The 18,178-nt window shown below is 72.6% G+C and carries 14 protein-coding genes; all 14 read left to right on the forward strand.

The genetic code is table 11. The annotated features are described in order from the left end of the window. The first annotated feature begins 4 nt into the window (after positions 1-4). The 14 genes from ACWGPF_RS06585 to ACWGPF_RS06650 all read left to right on the forward strand — a co-directional run bounded on the left by ACWGPF_RS06585 (position 5) and on the right by ACWGPF_RS06650 (position 18,144). Entirely contained in the window at positions 5-1,102 is a 1,098-nt protein-coding gene (locus ACWGPF_RS06585; protein WP_452332069.1) for a glycosyltransferase, read from the forward strand. After that, the gene (locus ACWGPF_RS06590) at positions 1,099-2,466 is read left to right on the forward strand and encodes a Wzz/FepE/Etk N-terminal domain-containing protein (RefSeq protein WP_452332070.1); all 1,368 of its coding nucleotides are present in this window, start codon (positions 1,099-1,101) and stop codon (positions 2,464-2,466) included. The genes ACWGPF_RS06585 and ACWGPF_RS06590 overlap by 4 nt, the downstream gene beginning before the upstream one ends. Beyond that, positions 2,463-3,014 (forward strand): acyltransferase, encoded by a 552-nt coding sequence (locus ACWGPF_RS06595; protein ID WP_452332071.1) that lies wholly within the window; start codon positions 2,463-2,465, stop codon positions 3,012-3,014. The genes ACWGPF_RS06590 and ACWGPF_RS06595 overlap by 4 nt, the downstream gene beginning before the upstream one ends. A gap of 26 nt (positions 3,015-3,040) precedes the next feature. Continuing rightward, entirely contained in the window at positions 3,041-3,607 is a 567-nt protein-coding gene (locus ACWGPF_RS06600; RefSeq protein ID WP_345439194.1) for an acyltransferase, read from the forward strand. Continuing rightward, positions 3,607-4,683, forward strand: coding sequence for a glycosyltransferase (locus ACWGPF_RS06605; protein ID WP_452332072.1), 1,077 nt, complete (start codon positions 3,607-3,609; stop codon positions 4,681-4,683). The genes ACWGPF_RS06600 and ACWGPF_RS06605 overlap by 1 nt, the downstream gene beginning before the upstream one ends. Further along, positions 4,680-6,074 carry a hypothetical protein gene (locus tag ACWGPF_RS06610; RefSeq protein ID WP_452332073.1) on the forward strand — a complete coding sequence of 465 codons (1,395 nt, stop codon included), beginning with the start codon at positions 4,680-4,682 and terminating at the stop codon, positions 6,072-6,074. Before ACWGPF_RS06605 ends, ACWGPF_RS06610 begins: the two co-directional genes overlap by 4 nt. Beyond that, entirely contained in the window at positions 6,071-7,177 is a 1,107-nt protein-coding gene (locus ACWGPF_RS06615) for a glycosyltransferase (RefSeq protein WP_452332074.1), read from the forward strand. The genes ACWGPF_RS06610 and ACWGPF_RS06615 overlap by 4 nt, the downstream gene beginning before the upstream one ends. Next, positions 7,174-8,574: an O-antigen ligase family protein gene (locus ACWGPF_RS06620; RefSeq protein WP_452332075.1), complete on the forward strand. Its 1,401-nt coding sequence runs from the start codon at positions 7,174-7,176 to the stop codon at positions 8,572-8,574. The genes ACWGPF_RS06615 and ACWGPF_RS06620 overlap by 4 nt, the downstream gene beginning before the upstream one ends. Beyond that, the gene (locus ACWGPF_RS06625) at positions 8,571-9,923 is read left to right on the forward strand and encodes an acyltransferase family protein (protein WP_452332076.1); all 1,353 of its coding nucleotides are present in this window, start codon (positions 8,571-8,573) and stop codon (positions 9,921-9,923) included. The genes ACWGPF_RS06620 and ACWGPF_RS06625 overlap by 4 nt, the downstream gene beginning before the upstream one ends. Beyond that, positions 9,920-11,698: a DUF4012 domain-containing protein gene (locus ACWGPF_RS06630; protein ID WP_452332077.1), complete on the forward strand. Its 1,779-nt coding sequence runs from the start codon at positions 9,920-9,922 to the stop codon at positions 11,696-11,698. The genes ACWGPF_RS06625 and ACWGPF_RS06630 overlap by 4 nt, the downstream gene beginning before the upstream one ends. 90 nt (positions 11,699-11,788) lie before the next feature. Beyond that, positions 11,789-13,975: a carbohydrate binding domain-containing protein gene (locus ACWGPF_RS06635; RefSeq protein WP_452332078.1), complete on the forward strand. Its 2,187-nt coding sequence runs from the start codon at positions 11,789-11,791 to the stop codon at positions 13,973-13,975. Positions 13,976-14,013: 38 nt separating this feature from the next. Then, positions 14,014-16,128, forward strand: a complete 2,115-nt coding sequence (locus ACWGPF_RS06640) for a DUF4012 domain-containing protein (RefSeq protein WP_452332079.1) — start codon at positions 14,014-14,016, stop codon at positions 16,126-16,128. A gap of 102 nt (positions 16,129-16,230) precedes the next feature. Next, positions 16,231-17,823 carry a sugar transferase gene (locus tag ACWGPF_RS06645; RefSeq protein ID WP_452332080.1) on the forward strand — a complete coding sequence of 531 codons (1,593 nt, stop codon included), beginning with the start codon at positions 16,231-16,233 and terminating at the stop codon, positions 17,821-17,823. Between the two features lie 102 nt (positions 17,824-17,925). Further along, a complete protein-coding gene (locus ACWGPF_RS06650) occupies positions 17,926-18,144 on the forward strand; it encodes a hypothetical protein (protein WP_452332081.1) in 219 nt (72 codons plus the stop codon). The last annotated feature ends 34 nt before the right edge of the window (positions 18,145-18,178 follow it).

Below are 18,178 nucleotides of genomic sequence, written 5' to 3' on the forward strand. Positions count from 1 at the left end.
CGACATGCCCGCGGAGCCGCGAATCGCGATCGCCCACGACTACCTCACCCAGCGCGGCGGCGCCGAGCGGGTCGTGCTGTCGATGGCGAGGGCGTTCCCCGGGGCGCCCATCTACACGACGCTCTACGACCCCGCGGGGACCTTTCCCGAGTTCCGCGAGCTCGACGTGCGCGTCTCGCCGCTCAATCGCATCGGCAGGCTCCGCCGCGACCACCGCAGCGCCCTGCTGGCGCTGCCGTTCGCGGCGAGCCGGCTGCGCGTCCCTGCCGACGTCGTGTTGGCGAGCAGCAGCGGATGGGCGCACGGCTTCCCGACGACGGGGCGGAAGATCGTCTACTGCTATTCGCCGGCGCGCTGGCTGTACCAGACCGACGCGTATCTCGGCGACTCGGGGACGCTCAAGCGCGCCGTCCTCTCGCTCGCCGGCGGCGCCCTGCGCACGTGGGACCGCCGCGCCGCCGCGACCGCCGACCGCTACCTTGCGATCTCGACCGTCGTGCAGGGCCGCATCCGCGACGCCTATGCGCGCGACGCGCGGATCGTCCCCGCCCCCCACTCCACCGACGTGGCGGGAGCGCTCGAGCCGGTGGACGGCATCGAGCCGGGCGCGTACCTGTGCGTGTCGCGGCTGCTGCCGTACAAGAACGTCGACCGTGTCATCGAGGCGTTCGCCCGCATGCCCGACCGGCGGCTCGTCGTCGTCGGCCGCGGCCCGGAGGAAGCACGCCTGCGCGCCCTGGCGACCGGGAACGTCCGGATGGTCAAGGACCTCTCCGACGCGCAGCTGCGCTGGCTCTACGCCGTGAGCCGCGGCGTCGTCGCGGCGAGCTACGAGGACTTCGGGCTGACGCCCATCGAGGCCGCCGCCTTCGGACGGCCGAGCGCCGTGCTGCGCTGGGGCGGGTTCCTCGACACCGTGCGCGAGGGCGAGACCGGGGTCTACTTCGATGAGCCGGAGCCCGGCCTCATCGTACGGGCGATCGACGAGCTGGAGGAGCGCGACTGGGACGAGGGGGCCATCCTCGCCACGGGAGAGCGCTTCTCGGAGGCGCGCTTCGCCGACGAGCTGCGGCGCGTCGTCGCGGAGGTGACGGCGACATGATGGCGCGCATCCTGCACGCCCTCGGCGCCGTGCGCCGCCGCGCCTGGGTGCTGCCCGTCTTCCTCCTGCTCGGGATGCTCGGAGGGTTCGCGACCGCCGCGCTCTCGACGCCGCGCTTCGACGCGCACGCGACCGTCGCCTTCACGGTCCAGGGCGCGGAGACGCCGCTGGGAGAGCTGGCGGTGTCGGTCTACGCGCAGCAGCGGCTGCTCAGCTACGCGGAGATCGTGTCGACCCCCGTGGTGCTGCAGGCCGTCATCAACGAGCTCGATCTCGACACGACCCCCGACGCGCTCGCGGAGCGCGTCGTCGCGACCCCGCTCGTCGACGCGATGATGATCGAGATCACGGCGTCGAGCCCCTTCAACACCGAGGCGCCCGAGATCGCCGGCGCCGTCGCGCAGCAGCTCGCCGACGTCATCGAGCTGCAGCTCGAGTCCGCCATGACGGGCGAGGGAAGCGCCCTCTCCGTCGTCGTCGTCCGCGAGCCGACGGTGCCGTCGGCGGCGGCCTATCCGCTGCTCTGGCCCTCGCTCGGCCAGGGAGCCCTCGCGGGCGGCCTGCTGGGTCTCGGGGCGCTGCTGCTCCTCGAGAGCTTCGACGGGCGCATCCGCTCGGTCGCCGACGTCCGCAGGGCCTCCGGCGTGCCCGTGCTGGGCATCCTCCCCGTCGTGCGCCGCCGCGATCCCGTCGACGCCGCGGGCGACGGAGACGGCCCCGTCGCGGCCGGCGTCGACGCCCTGCGCTGGTCCGCGCGCTACGCCGCGCCCGGGCCCGCGCGTCGCGTCACGCTCGTGCTCGGCGTCGAGCGCGGGCAGGGAGCGTCGACCGTCGCGGCCGGGCTCGTGCTCGCCGCGTCGCGCACGGGCGCGGCGGCGCTGCTCATCGACGCCGACCTCCGACGCTCCACGCCCGCAGGCGCGGACGCCGCGGATGATGCCGGCGGGCTCGTCGACGTCGTCATGGGCGAGCAGCCCCTCGAGACCGCCGTCCGCGCCTGGCGGGGGAGCGCCGCCGTCCGCACCCTCACGACGGGCCGGCTCCCCGCCGGCGCCGCCGCGTTCCTCGACGCCGAGGTGCTGGCCGCCGTCCTGGAGCAGGCGGCGCTCGATCACGACGAGGTCGTCGTGGACGGAGGAGCCGTCCACGACCGCGCATCGACGCGCGAGCTCGCCCGCCACGTCTCCGACGTCGTGCTCGTCGCGCGCGTCGGACGCACGACACGAGGGGCGCTCCAGGCGGCCGTCCGCGCACTCGCGCCGGCCGGCACGCTGCGCGGCATCGCCGTCGTCGGCGTCGCGCCCCGCGACGCCGGGCTCGCATCGACCCCCACGCCCATCGAACGGATCAGGGAGAAGGCATGAACAAGGTGCGGACCAAGCTGCACGCCGTGTGGGTGCACTTCGGCGAGGTGCTCTACAACTTCGTCTTCACGCACGTCCCCTCGCACCGCTTCCGGCAGGCGATGCTGCGCCTGTGGGGAGCGCGCATCGGGAAGGACAGCGCGATCTTCCGGGGGACCACGGTGCTGGGGATCAGGGGGATCGACATCGGCGACGCGAGCGTGATCGGCTTCCGCTGCCTGCTCGACGCCCGCGGCGGGCTGACGATCGGCGACTCCGTCGTGATCGCCAGCGACGTCCACTTCATCGCCGGCCACCACCTGCCGAACTCGGACGACTTCTCGTACATCCTCGCGCCCATCACGGTCGGCGATCACGCCTGGATCGCGAGCCGGTCGATGGTGCTCGCGAACGTGGACATCGGGCGCGGCGCCGTCATCGGCGCGTGCTCGCTCGTGCGCAAGGACGTGCCGGAGCGCACGATCGCCGCAGGCATCCCCGCGAAGCACATCGCCGACCGGCGGTCGAACCTGTCGTACCGCCCCGTCTACCGCCCCAAGTTCTTCTGACCGCCCCCGCGAGAACGGATCAGCCCGTGCAAGAGATCGACCCGCAGTACGCGCCGTCCACGGCCCGCCGCATCTGGGACCGGCTCGGCGTCGTCTTCTTCAACTTCTTCATCACCCATCTGCCCGGACACGCCCTGCGCCTCGGAACGCTGCGCCTGTTCGGCGCGAAGATCGGCAAGCGCTCCGGGATCTTCCGCGGAACCACCGTGCTCGGCATCGACCGCATCGACATCGGCGACGACGTCGTGATCGCCTTCCGCTGCCTGCTCGACGCGCGCGGCGGGCTCACGATCGGCGACTCCGTCGTCATCGCGAGCGACGTGCACTTCATCACCGGGAGCCACGACCCGCATTCCGACACCTTCGACTACTCCCTCAAGCCCATCGTCATCGGCGACCACGCCTGGATCGCGAGCCGCGTGACGGTGCTGCCCGACGTGACGATCGGCCGCGGCGCCGTCGTGGGCGCCCAGTCGCTCGTGACCTCGGACATCGGGGAGATGGAGATCGCCGCGGGCGTGCCGGCCAAGGTCCGCGCCCAGCGCGAGTCGAAGCTCGCGTACAGCCCCAGCTACCGCCCGCCGTTCTTCTGATGGACCTCTCCTCCGCGACGCTCGTCTACATCGCCCCCCGCTCCGGTCGCAGCGGCGTGGGCGACTACGCCGACGAGTTCATCGACGTCGTCCGCCCGCATGTCGGCCGCGTCGTCGAGATCCGCACAGACGGCCCCGGCACCGACACGGTGCGCGGCCTGCGGGCGGGCCGACGCCGGGTGCGCGGCATCGTCGCGGAGACGGCGGGGCCCGTCATCGTGCACACCGAGCAGTCGGGCGGCGAGATGCTGCCGTTCTGGGGGCCGTACGGGCTCGACGGCGTCACGGTCACCTCGACCGTGCACGATCCTCCCCTCGCCGTGTGGTGGCCGTTCCGCACGCGGTTCGTGGCGTCGAGGCGGCTGCTGAGCCACGGCATCCACTATCCGATCAAGGGCCTCACGGCGCGGCTCGAGCGCCGCGTCAACGCCGGGCGCACGCTGTTCGCGCTCAGCCGCACGGGCGCCGACCACCTGCGCGGTCTCATGACGCGCTCGGAGGTGCGGGCCTCGTCGCTGTTCGTGCCCGAGCGCGACGAGGCGACCCCCGTGTCGGAGCGACCGCGCGCCGTGGGGCTGTTCGGCTACGTCTACCGCGGCAAGGGCTTCGACAGCCTCGCGGAGCTGCGCGCGCACCTCGACCCCTCCATCGCGATCCGGGTCGCGGGGCGCGGCACCGAGCAGCTGCCGCCCATCGACGGCGTCGAGGTGCTGGGCGAGGTGAACGGCGCCGACGAGGACGCGTTCTTCACCTCGATCCGCGCGCTCGTCGTGCCGTACGTCGCGCGGCGCATCTACGGTCTCGAGGCGGTGCCGGCCGCCAGCACGGTGTCGCGCGCCATCGCCTACGGCACGCCCGTCATCGCGCGTGCGCAGGGCTCGCTCCGCGAGCTCGAGGCGGATGGCTGCGCCGTCGTCGTCGACGGGGACGGCGCCGACCTCGCGCGAGCGGCGAACGCCCTCGTCGACGACGACGAGCGCCTCGCGGCGCTCGCGGCGGGCGCCTGCGCGCTGCGCATGTCGCGCTCCGCCGAGCGGGTCGTCGACGACTACCTCGCGCTCTGGAGGAGCTCGTGAAGCTGCTCGCCCTGCTGCGGAACCCGCACCTGCTGCGCGCCGGCCTCGCCTCGGGGTGGGTCGTCTTCGGCCGCGTCATCGGGCTGCTGTGGACGCTGCTGCTCATCGCGCAGCTCGGCATCGGCGACTACGGCGTGTACGCGATGGCCTACGCCGTCTCGGCGATCATCGCCGCGCCCGTCGACAACATCTTCCTCGTCCGGGCGCTGCGCGTCGACGACGAGCGGTTCCGCGCCGAGCGGATCACGCGCGCCCTCGTCGGCGGAGGACTCTTCGCCGCGGGGGCCGCCGTCTTCGCGCTGTCGCCGTCCATCGGGTTCGCGCTCTTCATCGCGGGCGGGGAGATCTCCTTCAACGCCCTCAAGAGCCGCAGCCTCCGCGAGGGGCATCCCCACGTCGTCATGCGGCGCGACGCCGCCCGGCAGGCGGCGTCGATCCTCGTGGCGGGCGGGTACCTCGTGCTCGCGCCAGGAGCGGAGCTCGCGGTCGCCATGCTCCTCTACGCGACGCCCTACCTCGTCGTGTGCGCCCTCGCACTGTGGACGGCGCGCGGCGCTCGGCCCGCCGTGCCCGGGCGGCCGCGCGAGATGGGCCTGCTGTGGCTCGACGCCGGCGCCCTCGCCGTGTACCTCCAGGGCGACATCCTGCTCCTGGGCCTCCTCACGACAGAGGAGATCGCCGGCGTCTTCTCCCTCGCCTCGGTGCTCGCCCTCGCGGCGACGACGGTGGCGCAGATGTTCGTGCAGACCTACCACGAGCGCCTCCGCGAGGCCGGCGGCGACCCGAAGGCGGGGCCGAGCGCCCGCGTGATCGCGATCGTGTGCCTCGGCCTCGGCGGGGGCACGAGCATCGTCGGCCTCGTGCTCTCGGTCGTGCCGAACCCGTGGACGGGCCTCGGCGTGGTGCTGCTCATCATGGGCGTGTTCGTGGCCCTGCACGCGCTCGCGCTCATCCTCACCACGATCCTCTACGTGCAGCACCAGGACGGCCACCGCGTCGCGGCCGGCTGGACGGCCGCCGCCGTGAAGCTCGGCCTCGTCGCGCTCCTCGCGGAGGCCGGGGCGATCGGCGCGGCGGTCGCCTGCGTCGTCGCCGAGGTCGTCCTCGTCGTCTGGTACCTGCGCGTCGTGCGCGCGTGGACCCCGGGCCCGGCCCCGGCCCCCGAACCGGCCCCGGCCGCGGAGCCCGTCGTCTTCGCCGCGCCCGTCGAGCCCGTCGCCGCCGGCGCCCCGCCGATCCCCGCGGACGTCGACCCCGCGCCGTCCGTCCTCGACCCCGCCCCCTCCGTCCTCGACCCCGCCCCCTCCGTCCTCGACCCCGCCCCGCGCGTGGACGCCCCCGCCCTTCCCGTCGACGCCCCCACCCCGCCGCCCGAGAGGACACCGCAGTGAGACGCGCCACCTTCCTGCTCGCGAAGGACCCCACCGTCGACCACGGCGGCGACATCGCGCTGTCGCGGCTCGTCATGCGGATCGCGCGCGAATCGATGTCGGTCGACTCCATCGCGCTCTCGCGGAGACCGGAGCCCTCGCCCGACGCCGACGTCACCCGCATCGCCAAGCCGCCCGTCGCGGCGCCCCGGCTCGTCGCGCGCAGCCTGCTGAACCGCCGCAGCACCGTGCACGAGCGATTCGACGTGCCTGCCCTGCGCGCCGAGATCGAGCGGCGCGAGCCCGACCTCTTCGTCGCCGAGCACAACTACATGACGGAGTCGTTCCTCCGCTCGGCTCACCGCGGGCGCACGCCCCTCTACCTCAACACCGTCAACTCCGAGTCGCTCATCTTCCGTGAGATCCGCGGGGTGCCGGGGCGCCTCGAGGCCGTACGCATCCTCGCCGACGAGGTGCGCACGGCGCGCGCCGCCGTGTCCGTGGGGGTGTACGACAGCGACGAGGCCGAGATGTACCGGTCGCGCGGCGTCCCGCGGGTCTCATGGCTCGACCTCACCCTGCCCCCCGCCGCGCAGGCGCCCGTCGCGGGCACCGGCACGCGGCTCGTCTTCCTCGGCGACCGCACGTGGCCGCCGAACCACGAGGCGTTCGAGCTCATCGCGCAGTGGTGGCCCGACATCGCCCGCGGCATCCCCGGGGCCGAGCTCGTCGTCGTCGGCAAGCGCCGCGCGGGCGACGGACCGCGCGCGCTGCCCGACGGGATGACCGACATCGGCTTCGCCGACGACCTCGACGCCGTGCTCGAGTCGGCGCGAGCGCTCGTCGCGCCCGTTCTCACGGGAGGCGGCGTGCGCGTCAAGCTGCTCGAGTCGGCGAGCCGCGGACTCCCCGTCGTCGGCACTGCGGCCGCGCTCGGCTCGCACACCGACATCTTCGGCATCCCCGTCGCCGACGAACGGGAGCAGTTCGTGCAGAGCTGTCGGCGGATGCTGCTCGACCGCGACGCGGCCGTGCGCGAGAGCGACCGGCTCTACGAGGTCAACCGCTCGCGCTGGGACGACCGCGTGCCCCACCGCCGCATCGAGGAGTGGCTCGCCGCATGAGGGTCGTGATCCTGCTGCTGGCGCTCGTCGCACCCGTGCTCGGCGCGGCCCTCGCGAGCGACGCGAACGAGCTCGTGCGGCTCGCGGCGCTGCTCCTGACGGGCCTTCCGCTGGGCATCTGGGTCGCGCTGCGCCGTCCGCTGTGGATCATGACGGCGTACGCCTTCCTGCTCGCGGCCGTGCCGTTCGGCGTGCTGCCGTCGTCGCCGCTGCCGCTCGTGCTGATGATGGGGCTGCTCATCGGCGTCACCGCGGTCGTGCAGCTGCCCGCCGGGCGCTCCGAGCGCCTGCTGCCCATGGACTGGCTCGTCCTCGCGCTCGTCGTCTTCTCCGCGCTGTCGGTCGTCATCACGCTGTCGACCCAGTACGACGTGACCGAGTTCGCCAAGTGGCTCATCGCCACGTCGACGACCGTCTCGGCCCTGCGTCTGCAGCCTGAGGCGCTGCGCACCATGGGCCGCGCCTACGTCGTGGGCTCCGTGCTCGCCGGCGCATACGGCCTCGCGCTGCTCGCCTTCGACCGGAGCGGCTCGAGCCTCGCGATGCTGTCGTTCCTCGGATACGGCACGAGCGGCGAGGACAACCTCCGCTACGTCGTCGACGGCGGCACCATGACCGTGCGGATGACCGGCACGTACGTCGACCCGAACGCCGGCGGCATCTTCCTCTTCGTCGCGTTCATCCTCGCGCTCGCGCTCTACGGCGGCGTGTGGCGCGTCGTCTTCGCCGGCATCCTCGTCGCGGCCCTCGTCCTCACGCTCAGCCGTGCCGCGCTCGGCGCGGTCGTCGTCGCGTTCGCCGTGTACATCCTCTTCCAGCGCGACCGGTTCGGGCCCAAGGCCGGCCTCGTGATGCTCGCGGCGGCGGGCGCCGCCGTGCTCCTCGCCGTGCCCAGCGTCCAGGACCGCATCTTCGACTCCTTCGGCGCGGGCGACGTGGGCTCGTCCGCGCGCTCCGATGCGCTGCGCGACTTCCCCAAGCACATGGAGGGCGCGTGGCTCTTCGGACTCGGCTGGGGGCGCATCGAGTTCCGCGACGGCGCCGTCGGCATCAGCGTCAACCACGTCGCCAACGCCCCGCTCCTCGCCGTCTACCGCGGCGGCCTGCTCGTCGGCCTCGCGTTCTGCGCCGTGCTGCTCTACGGCCTCGCGACGTCGCTGCGGCAGCTGCGCAGCCACGACCCCCGCGCGGGCTTCGTCGGCGCGGGGTTCATCGGCTTCACCGCCATCGCGCTCCAGCTCGACTTCCCCGTCATCACCATCCCGCCCGTGACCGCGGCCTTCGCCTTCTTCCTCGTCTTCGTCCAGCGCGCGCAGGACGTCGTCGCGACCATCCCCGCGCGCTCGGAACCCGTCCCGATCTCCGCCCCCGCCATCCGAGAGGAGCAGTCCGCATGAGCGCCGCCGCTGCCCAGAAAACCGACCGCCTCGTCGGCCTCGACGGCCTGCGCGGCATCCTGCTGCTGTGCGTCATCACGGTGCACGTCATGGGAGCCCTCAACCCCGTCGTGCTCTCCACGGTGCGCTTCGACATCTTCGGGCAGGCGATCGTCGTCTTCTTCGTCATGTCGGGGTTCCTCATCTACTGGCCGTTCGCCGCCGCCCTCCTGCGCGACCGCCCGCAGCCGTCGCTGAAGGTGTACGTCACGTCGCGCCTGCTGCGCGTGTACCCCGGCTACCTCGCGATCTTCCTCCTCTCGGCCGTCCTGCTGTCGGCCGTGTACGTGACCAACGCGACCCTGTCGCTCGAGCACTACTCCGACGCCGGCACGGGCGGCATCCACGACCCGCTGCGGGTGCTCCTGCACATGACCGTGCTGCAGAACTACCTGCCGAGCGAGCTGCAGACGGGGCTCAACCCGTCGTGGACCCTCACGGTCGAGCTGACGTTCTACGCGCTGCTCCCGCTCCTCGCGGCGGGTGCGGCGTGGCTCGTCGCACGGCGCGGCGTCGGGCGCCTCACCGCGGCGCTGCTGCCCGCGATCGCGCTCCTCGCGATCGGCATCGTCGCGCGCGTCGTCGGCCTTGTGATCGAGAAGGCGTCGGGCATGGGCATCCTCGAGGCGGAGTGGGGCGACAACCCCCTCGGCGTCTTCAGCCGCAGCCTGCTCGTCTGGAGCGACAACTTCGGGCTCGGCATGATCGCCGTCGTGCTCTTCCTCGCCGTGAAATCCGGGGCCGACATCCGCATCGGGCGGCTGCCCCTGCGGCTGCTGTGCGTGGTCGTCGGCCTCGCGGGCCTCGCCCTCACCGCCGTGTGCATGGCGACGGCCCCGCGCTTCATCAGCGCCGCCTTCGGCCTGTTCTCGGCGGCGCTCGTGCTCTTCCTCCTCCTGCCGACCCACGCGGGCGGCGTCTCGCGGCTCGCGCGCGCCTTCGACGTGCAGCCCCTGCACTACCTCGGCGTCATCTCGCTGAGCGCATACCTCTGGCACTATCCCGTGCTCATCGTCGTCACCCGGCTCGGCTGGTTCGCGGGCGAGACCCCCCTCGGCGCGGCGCAGAACGTCGTCGTCGTCGCGCTGCTGACGGTCGCGGCCGCGTCGGCGACGTACTGGGCGGTCGAGCGGCCCGCCCAGGCATGGGCGTCGCGCATCCGCCGGGAGGATCGGGCGAGGCGCCGGCCCGCCGCCGCGGCACCGGTCGCCGCACAGAGGCCCGCGGCGGAGAGTCCCGCCGCGGAGAGGCCCGCCGCGGAGCCGGCCGCCGCGTCCGTGCGCGACGGCGACCCCGCGTCGACGTCGTGAACGCCCTCGTCGCCCCTCGATCGCGCGACCTCCGCCGCCGCCGGCTGCGGCGGCGCGTGATCGTCTGGAGCGCGGTCGGGCTCGTCGTCGCCGCACTCGCCGCGTGCACGGCCGTCGTCCTCGTGAGCGCGTCGAACGCGCGGGCGGCGCTGCAGCGCGCCATGCCGCTCGTCGCCGACATCCAGGCCGACATCGTCTCCGACGACCGGGAGGCGCTCGACGACGACCTCGACGCCTTCCTCCGGCACACGCGCGACGCCGCCGCCTCAGTCGACAACGACCTGTGGCGCGCCGCCGAGCGCATCCCGCTCGCTGGGCCCAATCTCCGCGCCGTCTCGGCGACCGCCGATCTCGCCGTCGCCGTCGCGGAGGGAGCGGTCGCCGAGGCCGCGGGCATCGACATCGAGGCGTTCCGCCCCGTCGACGGACTGATCGATCTGGCGGCGCTCGCGGCGACAGCCCCCTCCGTGCGCGACGCCGACGCGACGATCGACGCCGCGCGCGAGGTGCTGGACGGCATCGACACCTCGGCTCTCATCGGTCCCGTGGCCGCTCCCGTCACCCAGCTGCGCGACCAGCTCGCCCGCGTGGGCGACATCGTCGACGGGCTCGCGACGGCGGCCGACGTGCTGCCGGCCGCTCTCGGCGCGGAGGGGGAGCGGCGCTACGTGCTCGTCTTCCCCAACAACGCCGAGCTGCGCACCCACGGCGGCGCCCTCACGGCGTTCGCCGAGCTCACGGTCGACGGCGGTCGCATCGAGATCGCGCCGGCGGTCGACGCCGCCGAGCTGCGGGAGCCAGCCGACGACGAGATCGAGGCGGTCGACGGCGAGACCGTGGCGCTGTTCGGCCAGGGGGCCGCGACGAGCGTCGACCACGCCGCGATGGCGTTCGACTTCGCGACGACGGCGCAGGTCGTCGCGACGCGCTGGGAGCAGGTCACGGGCGACGCCGTCGACGGCGTGCTGTCGTTCGACCCCGTCGCCCTCGGGAACCTGCTCGCGGCGACGGGCCCCGTGACCCTGTCGGACGGCACGGAGCTCACGTCCGAGAACGCGGCCGAGACGCTGCTGTGGGACGTCTACGAGCGCTATCCGGACCCGTTCGAGCACGACGCCTTCTACGCGGGGGCGAGCTCGTCGATCTTCCTCGCCGTCGTCAACGGCCAGGCACCGCTCCCGCCCCTCGTCGCCGCCCTCGCGGAATCGGCGCAGCAGGGCCGCTTCTCGATCTGGTCGGCCGACGCCGCCGAGCAGCGACTCGTGGAGAGGACGGGGCTGGCCGGCGAGCTCGAGAACGAGGTGCGCGAGAGCGACGTGGCCGTCGCGTTCAACGACCTCACGGGTCTCAAGCTCGACGCGCGGCTGGATGCGACGGTCGAAGTCGCCGCCGACCGCTGCCAGGCCGACGAGACGGCCATCACCGTGACGGCGTCGCTCGTGTCGTCCGTGCCTGCCGAGGGCCTCCCCGAGGCGCTGCAGCACGCCGAGCTGCCCGAGGGCACGACCGTCACGCGCGTCGACGTCGTCGCCCCGCCAGGGTTCGCGGTCGACGGCGTGCGCCAGGGTGCCGCGCGGATCGCGCTCGACGACCTCGAGATCGGCCGCTACGACGGGCGCACGGTCGTGACGATCGGCGTGGCTCTCGCGGCGGGGGCGTCCGACGAGGTGTCGGTGCGCTTCCGCGCGGAAGGGGTCGACGCCCCCGAGCTCGACGTCACGTCGACCCCGATGATCCGCGAGACGCCCGTGCGCGTCGTCGACGTCTACTGCTGAGAGGCGGCGCTCCGGCGGCGCCTGGCTCGCCGCGACGCGGGCGGATGCGAGGATGGACGCATCGACAGCCCTCGGGGGAAGGACAGGCCGATGTCACCGCGCCGGAACCGCAAGAAGATCGCCATCATCACCGCGAGCGCCGTCGGCGCCGTCGCGGTGCTGGGAGGCGGTGCCGCGCTCGCCCTCTCGCTCACGCAGCAGCCCGCCCCGGTCGAGACGGAGGCGGCGACGCCCACGCCGACGGAGACGGCCTCGCCGTCGCCCACGCCCACCCCGACGCCGACCCCCGAGCCCGTCGCGCTCCCCGTCTCGACGCCCGTGGAGGGCGCCGTCGACGGGTGGACGGGCGCCTCGCCGGCGCAGCTCGCCGACGTCGGCGCGCAGACCGGCGATGCCGCGAGCGGCGAGACGGCGGCGTACGTCGACGCGCCCGTCGTCGACGCGCCGGTCGCGGCCCTCACGACCACCGCCCCCGTGCAGGAGGGCACGACGTACGCGTTCTCCGCGCAGGTGCGGCAGCTCGCGACGCTCCCCGAGCCGGTCTCCGCAGCCATCCTCGTCGGCGAGACGCGCATCGAGCTGCCAGAGCTCGACGCGACGTGGACCGAGGTGACGGGGGAGTACACGGCGCCCGCCGGCGCGACCGAGGCGACCGTCGCCATCCAGATCGACGGGCCCGTCACGGGCCTCGGGGTCGACGACGTCGTCCTCTCCGCCGACGGCGGCGAGAACGTCGTCCCGAACCCCTCGTTCGAGTCGGTCACGGCCGACTGGGGCATCCTCAACAACAGCCTCGTGCTGCGCCAGGACAGCGCGGCGCTCGGGGTTCGGATGGCCGCGGGCGAAGCGAGCTGGAGCGTCACGCGCCAGGACGGCTCGGTCGCCGCCGAGGGCACGGCCCCGCTTCGCGACGGCGTCTCGTCGGTGCCGCTCGAGGGCGTCACGCAGGGCTACTACACCGTCTCGGTCGCCGACGCGTCGGGAGCGAGCGTGTCGACCCCGGTCGCCGTCGTCGACTACGAGGGCTCCCGCATCGCCCCCGACGAGCGCATCGGAGCCATCACGCACGTCGACCAGTACTGGTACGCCGACGCCGCCGACATCCTGTCCTCCGTCGGCTTCGGCTCGGCCCGCAACGACGTGCTCTGGGAGCAGAACGAGACCTCGCCCGGCGTGTACAGCTTCAGCGAGCACTACACGACTGAGTTCGACAAGATGCACGCCCACGGCATCGGACTCCTCGGCATCGTCAACTACGGCAACCCCCTCTACGACGGCGGCAACCCGCCGTCCTCGCAGACCGCGCTCGACGCCTACGGGCGGTACGCCGGCGCCATCGCCGACCGGTTCGACGTCGTCGGGCTCGAGGTGTTCAACGAGTTCAACCACGAGCGCTTCAACACGGGCGGATGCGGCACGGCGCCCTCGTGCTACGCACCGCTCATCTCGGCCGTGGAGGCCAACGTCGACGAGTCGGTGCCGGTCGTGTCGGGGTCGACGGCCAACTACGACAGCCCGTGGTTCGCGCAGCTGTGGTCGCAGACCGATGCGCTCGCGCACTCCGACGCGATGAGCTTCCACCCCTACAACCCGAGCTACTACCAGCAGCCCGAGAACGTCGCGGCCGCCATCTCCGACGCGAACAACAACATGAACGCGGGCGCGGGGTCGACCATCCCGATCTGGATCACCGAGTTCGGATGGACGACGGGCAACGAGCTCGGTCAGGCCCGCTCGCTCGACGTGCAGGCGCAGAACGTCGTGGCCGCGCAGGTCGTGAGCCTCGCCAACGGCGTCGAGAAGTACTACTGGTACGACCTCGTCGACGACAGCACCGATGCGAACAACCACGAGGGCAACTTCGGCATGTTCTACCAGGAGGCGCAGTCGGTCGCGACGGCCGCCCCGAAGCCCGCGGCGTTCACGCAGGCGATGCTCATCGACCAGCTGGGCGGGCGACCGGCGGCGGGCGCGGACGACGTCGGCGACGGCAGCTTCTCGTTCCTGTTCGGCGACGAGGAGGATGGCGTGCGCGTCGCGTGGACGCTGAACGGCGAGGCGACGGCGACCTACACGGCGTCGGGACCCATCGAGATGACCGACGCGTCGGGCGCCGTGACGACGCTGCAGCCGGAGGACGGCCAGGTGACGGTGCCGCTCACGGGCGAGGCGGTGTTCCTCGCGGGCGACTTCTCGGCGGCCGACGAGCCGGAGCCGACGGGCACGCCGTCGGCGACGCCATCGCCCTCCGAGACGTCCGCGCGTCCGGAGGAGTGATCGCGGTTTTCTCCCAGAACGTTCCGTAGGGTTAGGGGATGCCCCACACGCAGGACGGCGCCTCCGGAGCGCCCCAGAGCCGGCGCGAGCAGCGCCGCGCGCGCGAGGCCGCCGAGGCCGCGCGCGCCGCGGACCCCACGCAGGTCGCCGGCTTCTACGCGACCGGCATCGACGCCGCGGCCACCGCGCGCCTCGAGCTCGGGAAGCCGCGCGGGGGCATCCTCGACCGCGCCGCCGTGACGGGGCCGGACGGCGACCCCGCCGCCGCGTCGGCGCCCGCGGCGTCCGGTGCGCCCGCGGGGCCCGGTGCGCCCGCGGGGCCCGGTGCGCCCGCGGTTCCCGGCGTCGCAGAGCCGGCCACGACCATCCTGCCCGCGGCCCACGAGACCCCGACGGAGCGCCTCGACATGACCCGTCCGCCCGCCGAGCCCCCCGTGCCGCCGTCCGCCGACGGCGCCGACCGAGGTCGCCGCCGGCGCCGCATCCGCAACGGCATCCTCATCGCCGTGTCGGTGCTGCTGCTCGCCGTGCTCTGGCTGGGCGCCCGCGCCCTCATCGTGAAGAGCGAGCTCGAGGCGGCGCAGCGCGTCGTCAACCACATCCAGGACGGCGGCACGCTGCCGGTGTCGGTCCCGATCCTCGGCGAGCACGCCGCGGCCGCGGCCGCCGTGTCGGTCGACCCCGTGTGGCGGCTCGCCGAGTTCGTCCCGTGGGCGGGAGAGAACCTGCGGGGGGTCCGCCTGGCCGCCGAGGCCCTCGACGTCGTGACGAACAAGATCGGCACGCCCGCCCTCGAGGAGATGGCGAAGGACACCGACGAGTCGATCATCGCGCGCGTGCTGCCGCTCCTCGAGGGCTCCACGGACGACGTCGTGCGCATCGCTGACGGCATCGCCTCCGTCAAGGACTCCGGCGCGCTCATCCCGCAGGTGCAGACGGGCGTCAACCTCGTCGACTCCGTCATGCAGGTCGCCGCCCCCGCGTTCGAATACGGGCCCGAGCTCCTCGGCGCCAACGGGGCGCGCAACTACCTGCTCGTCTTCCAGAACAACGCCGAGTCGGTCGGTCTCGGCGGCTCCGCCGCCTCGCAGACGCTCATGACCGCCGACTCCGGCAACCTCGCCATCGCGAACCAGGCATCCAGCGCCGACTACCAGGAGTTCGTGCCGGTCGACGCCGACGTCGACCAGAGCGCCATCGACCTCTACAGCGACTACCTCGTGCACCACATCAACACGTCGTCGTCGCGACCCGACTTCCCGACGATGGCCGACATCGTCACGAGGTTCTGGCAGCGCGACATCGCCGACGACACGATCGACGGCGTCGCCTCGATCGATCCCATCGCGCTCGGCTACATCCTCGAGGCGACGGGGCCGATCACCCTCACGACGGGCGATGTGATGGACAGCGGCAACGCCGCGCAGCTGCTCCTCAGCGACGTGTACAGCCGGTGGAACAGCTACGAGGACCCGGCCGTCGTCGACGACTTCTTCGCGAGCGTCGCGGAGCAGGTGTTCGCGAAGGTGTCGACGGGCGACTTCGACATCCAGTCCATGCTGTGGGCCATCAACCACGGCATCGAGGGCGGCAACATCCTCTTCCACTCCTCGCACGAGGAGGTGCAGACGCAGATCGCAGGTGAGCGCGTCGCAGGCATCCTCCCGAAGGACAACGTCGATCAGACGACCGTCGGCGTCTTCTTCCGCGACGAGTCGGCGTCGAAGATCGACTACTACATGAAGTCGAACGTCGACGCGACGCAGACGTGCACCGACGGCGGCTCGTCGGTGCAGGTCACGACGACCCTCCACCTCGACATCACGCAGGAGGCGGCCGACGCGCTGCCGGACTACGTGAAGAGCGGCAACCTCGACTGGGGGCCGACCACGTTCCGCACCCAGGTGTACGTCTACGGTCCTCCCGGCACGACCGTCGAGTCGGTGTCGGTCGAGGGCGAGGAGGTCGCACTCAAGCGCGACGACGTCGTCGACCTCGACCGGCCGGTCGCCTGGTTCGAGACGTACCTCAACCCGTCGGAGCTCGCGACCGTGACGGCGACGTTCTCGGGGGAGGGCGACTTCGGCCCCCTGGCGCTGCGGACGACGCCCATGGTGCAGACGACGACGGGCACCGTCACGCCCTGCGGCTGACGGGGAGTCCTGCCCGCGCGAGCGCGGTGATACCGGCCAGGGATATTCCGCGCGGTACACTCGGTCAGTCAATCCGTACGACGATCGACCGGGGGCAGACGTTTGACGACCGAGATCACGCGCGCATCCGGGGCCGGCCCGGCGGACTCCTCCGCCGCGGCGGCGGCGGTCCACAGCGCGCTGACCGGACCGACGGACTTCCCCGCCGTGCTGCGCACTGCGAGCGGCAAGGTGCCCGTCGTCGCGGCCAGCGCCCCTCCCGCCTACAGCTGGCGCCGCCGCTACGCGGGATTCCTCCGCCTCACCGACTTCATCGTCCTCACGATCGTCGTGTTCGGCACGCAGCTGAGCTGGCTCGGCATGCACACCGTGATCGCCATGCCCATCCCGACATGGCCTGGCCTCACGTCGTACACGCTGCTCTCCGGCGTCGTCGTGCTGCTGTGGATGATGGTGCTCGCGCTCAACGACACCCGATCCGACCGCGTCATCGGCGTGGGCACGGCGGAGTACAAGCGCATCTTCGACGCGAGCTTCATGCTGTTCGGCGTCATCGCGATCGCCGCGTTCCTCCTCAAGGTCGAGATCGCCCGCGGCTACCTGCTCATCGCGCTCCCGACGGGCGTGCTCGCGCTCTTCTTCGAGCGCTTCCTCTGGCGCAGGTGGCTGGCGCGCCGCCGCGCCGCGGGGGAGTACTCGGCACGCGTCCTGCTCGTCGGCTCCGAGGGATCCGTCGCGCACATCGCCCGTGAGCTGAAGCGCTCGAAGGGCGCGGGCTACCGGATCGTCGGCGCGTGCATCCCCACCGGCCGCGTCGCCGGCCAGCTCACCGACACCGACATCCCCGTGATGGGGTCCGTGGGCTCGGTCGAACGCGCCATCGAGGTCACGGGAGCCGACACGATCGTCATCACGAGCACAGACGAGCTCGGTCCGCAGCGGGTCAAGCAGGTGTCCTGGGCGCTCGAGGCGGGCCGCCAGCACCTCGTGCTCGCGCCGAGCATCACCGACATCGCCGGCCCCCGCATCCACATGCGCCCTGTCGCCGGCCTTCCGCTCATGCACGTGGAGACGCCGCGGTTCTCCCCCGGTCAGCGCTTCGTGAAGCGGATGATGGACCTGTTCGGATCGCTCGTCATCGTGACGCTGCTGAGCCCCGTCTTCCTCGTGCTCGCGCTCGTCGTCAAGGTGTCGTCGCCCGGTCCCGTGATCTACAAGCAGACGCGCATCGGGCGGCACGGCCGCGAGTTCCAGATGCTGAAGTTCCGCTCCATGGTGGTGGGCGCCGAGCACCTGCTCGAGGAGCTCATCGCGCAGCAGGATCACGGCAACGAGGTCCAGTTCAAGATGAAGGACGACCCGCGCGTGACGAAGGTCGGCCGGGTGATGCGGAAGTTCAGCCTCGACGAGCTGCCGCAGCTCTTCAACGTGCTGGGCGGCTCGATGTCGCTCGTGGGCCCGCGCCCGCCCATCCAGCGCGAGGTCGACCAGTACGCGGAGCACGTGTACCGGCGCTTCCTCGTCAAGCCCGGCATCACGGGCCTCTGGCAGGTGTCCGGACGCTCCACGCTCTCGTGGGACGACAGCGTTCGCCTCGACCTCTCGTACGTCGAGAACTGGAGCGTCATGGGCGACATCGTCATCCTGCTCAAGACCGGCAAGGCGGCCCTGTTCCCGGGCGAGACGGCCTCCTGACGCTCCCCGGGGATACAGCCACCCGAGACCTCTTCCGCTCGTCCACGGCGTGATGCCAGAATGAGCGCGGCGCCGATGGCCGGCGCCGTGGAGGAGGGTGACATGGGTCTCGACGACCTCGTGAACAAGGGCAAGGACCTGTACGAGCAGAACAAGGACAAGGTCGACGAGGCGCTGAAGAGCGACCAGGCCGAGGACATCAGCGACAAGGTGCTCGGCGGCGTCGCCGACTTCGCGAAGAAGGTGCTCCCCGACTCGGTGGACGGCAAGATCGACGAGGTGCGCGACAACCTCGACGGCGCCATCGGCAACGAGCGCTGAGCTGACGGCACGAGGCCCCCGCGGAAGCGGGGGC

It is taken from the genome of Microbacterium sp. NPDC055683, assembly GCF_053617895.1.

Bases quoted from the DNA above. Each gene is read 5' to 3' on its own strand.
- ACWGPF_RS06625 (WP_452332076.1), top strand. From the start codon at position 8,571: ATGAGCGCCGCCGCTGCCCAGAAAACCGACCGCCTCGTCGGCCTCGAC.
- ACWGPF_RS06620 (WP_452332075.1), top strand. From the start codon at position 7,174: ATGAGGGTCGTGATCCTGCTGCTGGCGCTCGTCGCACCCGTGCTCGGC.
- ACWGPF_RS06605 (WP_452332072.1), top strand. From the start codon at position 3,607: ATGGACCTCTCCTCCGCGACGCTCGTCTACATCGCCCCCCGCTCCGGT.
- ACWGPF_RS06590 (WP_452332070.1), top strand. From the start codon at position 1,099: ATGATGGCGCGCATCCTGCACGCCCTCGGCGCCGTGCGCCGCCGCGCC.
- ACWGPF_RS06585 (WP_452332069.1), top strand. From the start codon at position 5: ATGCCCGCGGAGCCGCGAATCGCGATCGCCCACGACTACCTCACCCAG.
- ACWGPF_RS06640 (WP_452332079.1), top strand. From the start codon at position 14,014: ATGCCCCACACGCAGGACGGCGCCTCCGGAGCGCCCCAGAGCCGGCGC.
- ACWGPF_RS06650 (WP_452332081.1), top strand. From the start codon at position 17,926: ATGGGTCTCGACGACCTCGTGAACAAGGGCAAGGACCTGTACGAGCAG.
- ACWGPF_RS06635 (WP_452332078.1), top strand. From the start codon at position 11,789: ATGTCACCGCGCCGGAACCGCAAGAAGATCGCCATCATCACCGCGAGC.
- ACWGPF_RS06595 (WP_452332071.1), top strand. From the start codon at position 2,463: ATGAACAAGGTGCGGACCAAGCTGCACGCCGTGTGGGTGCACTTCGGC.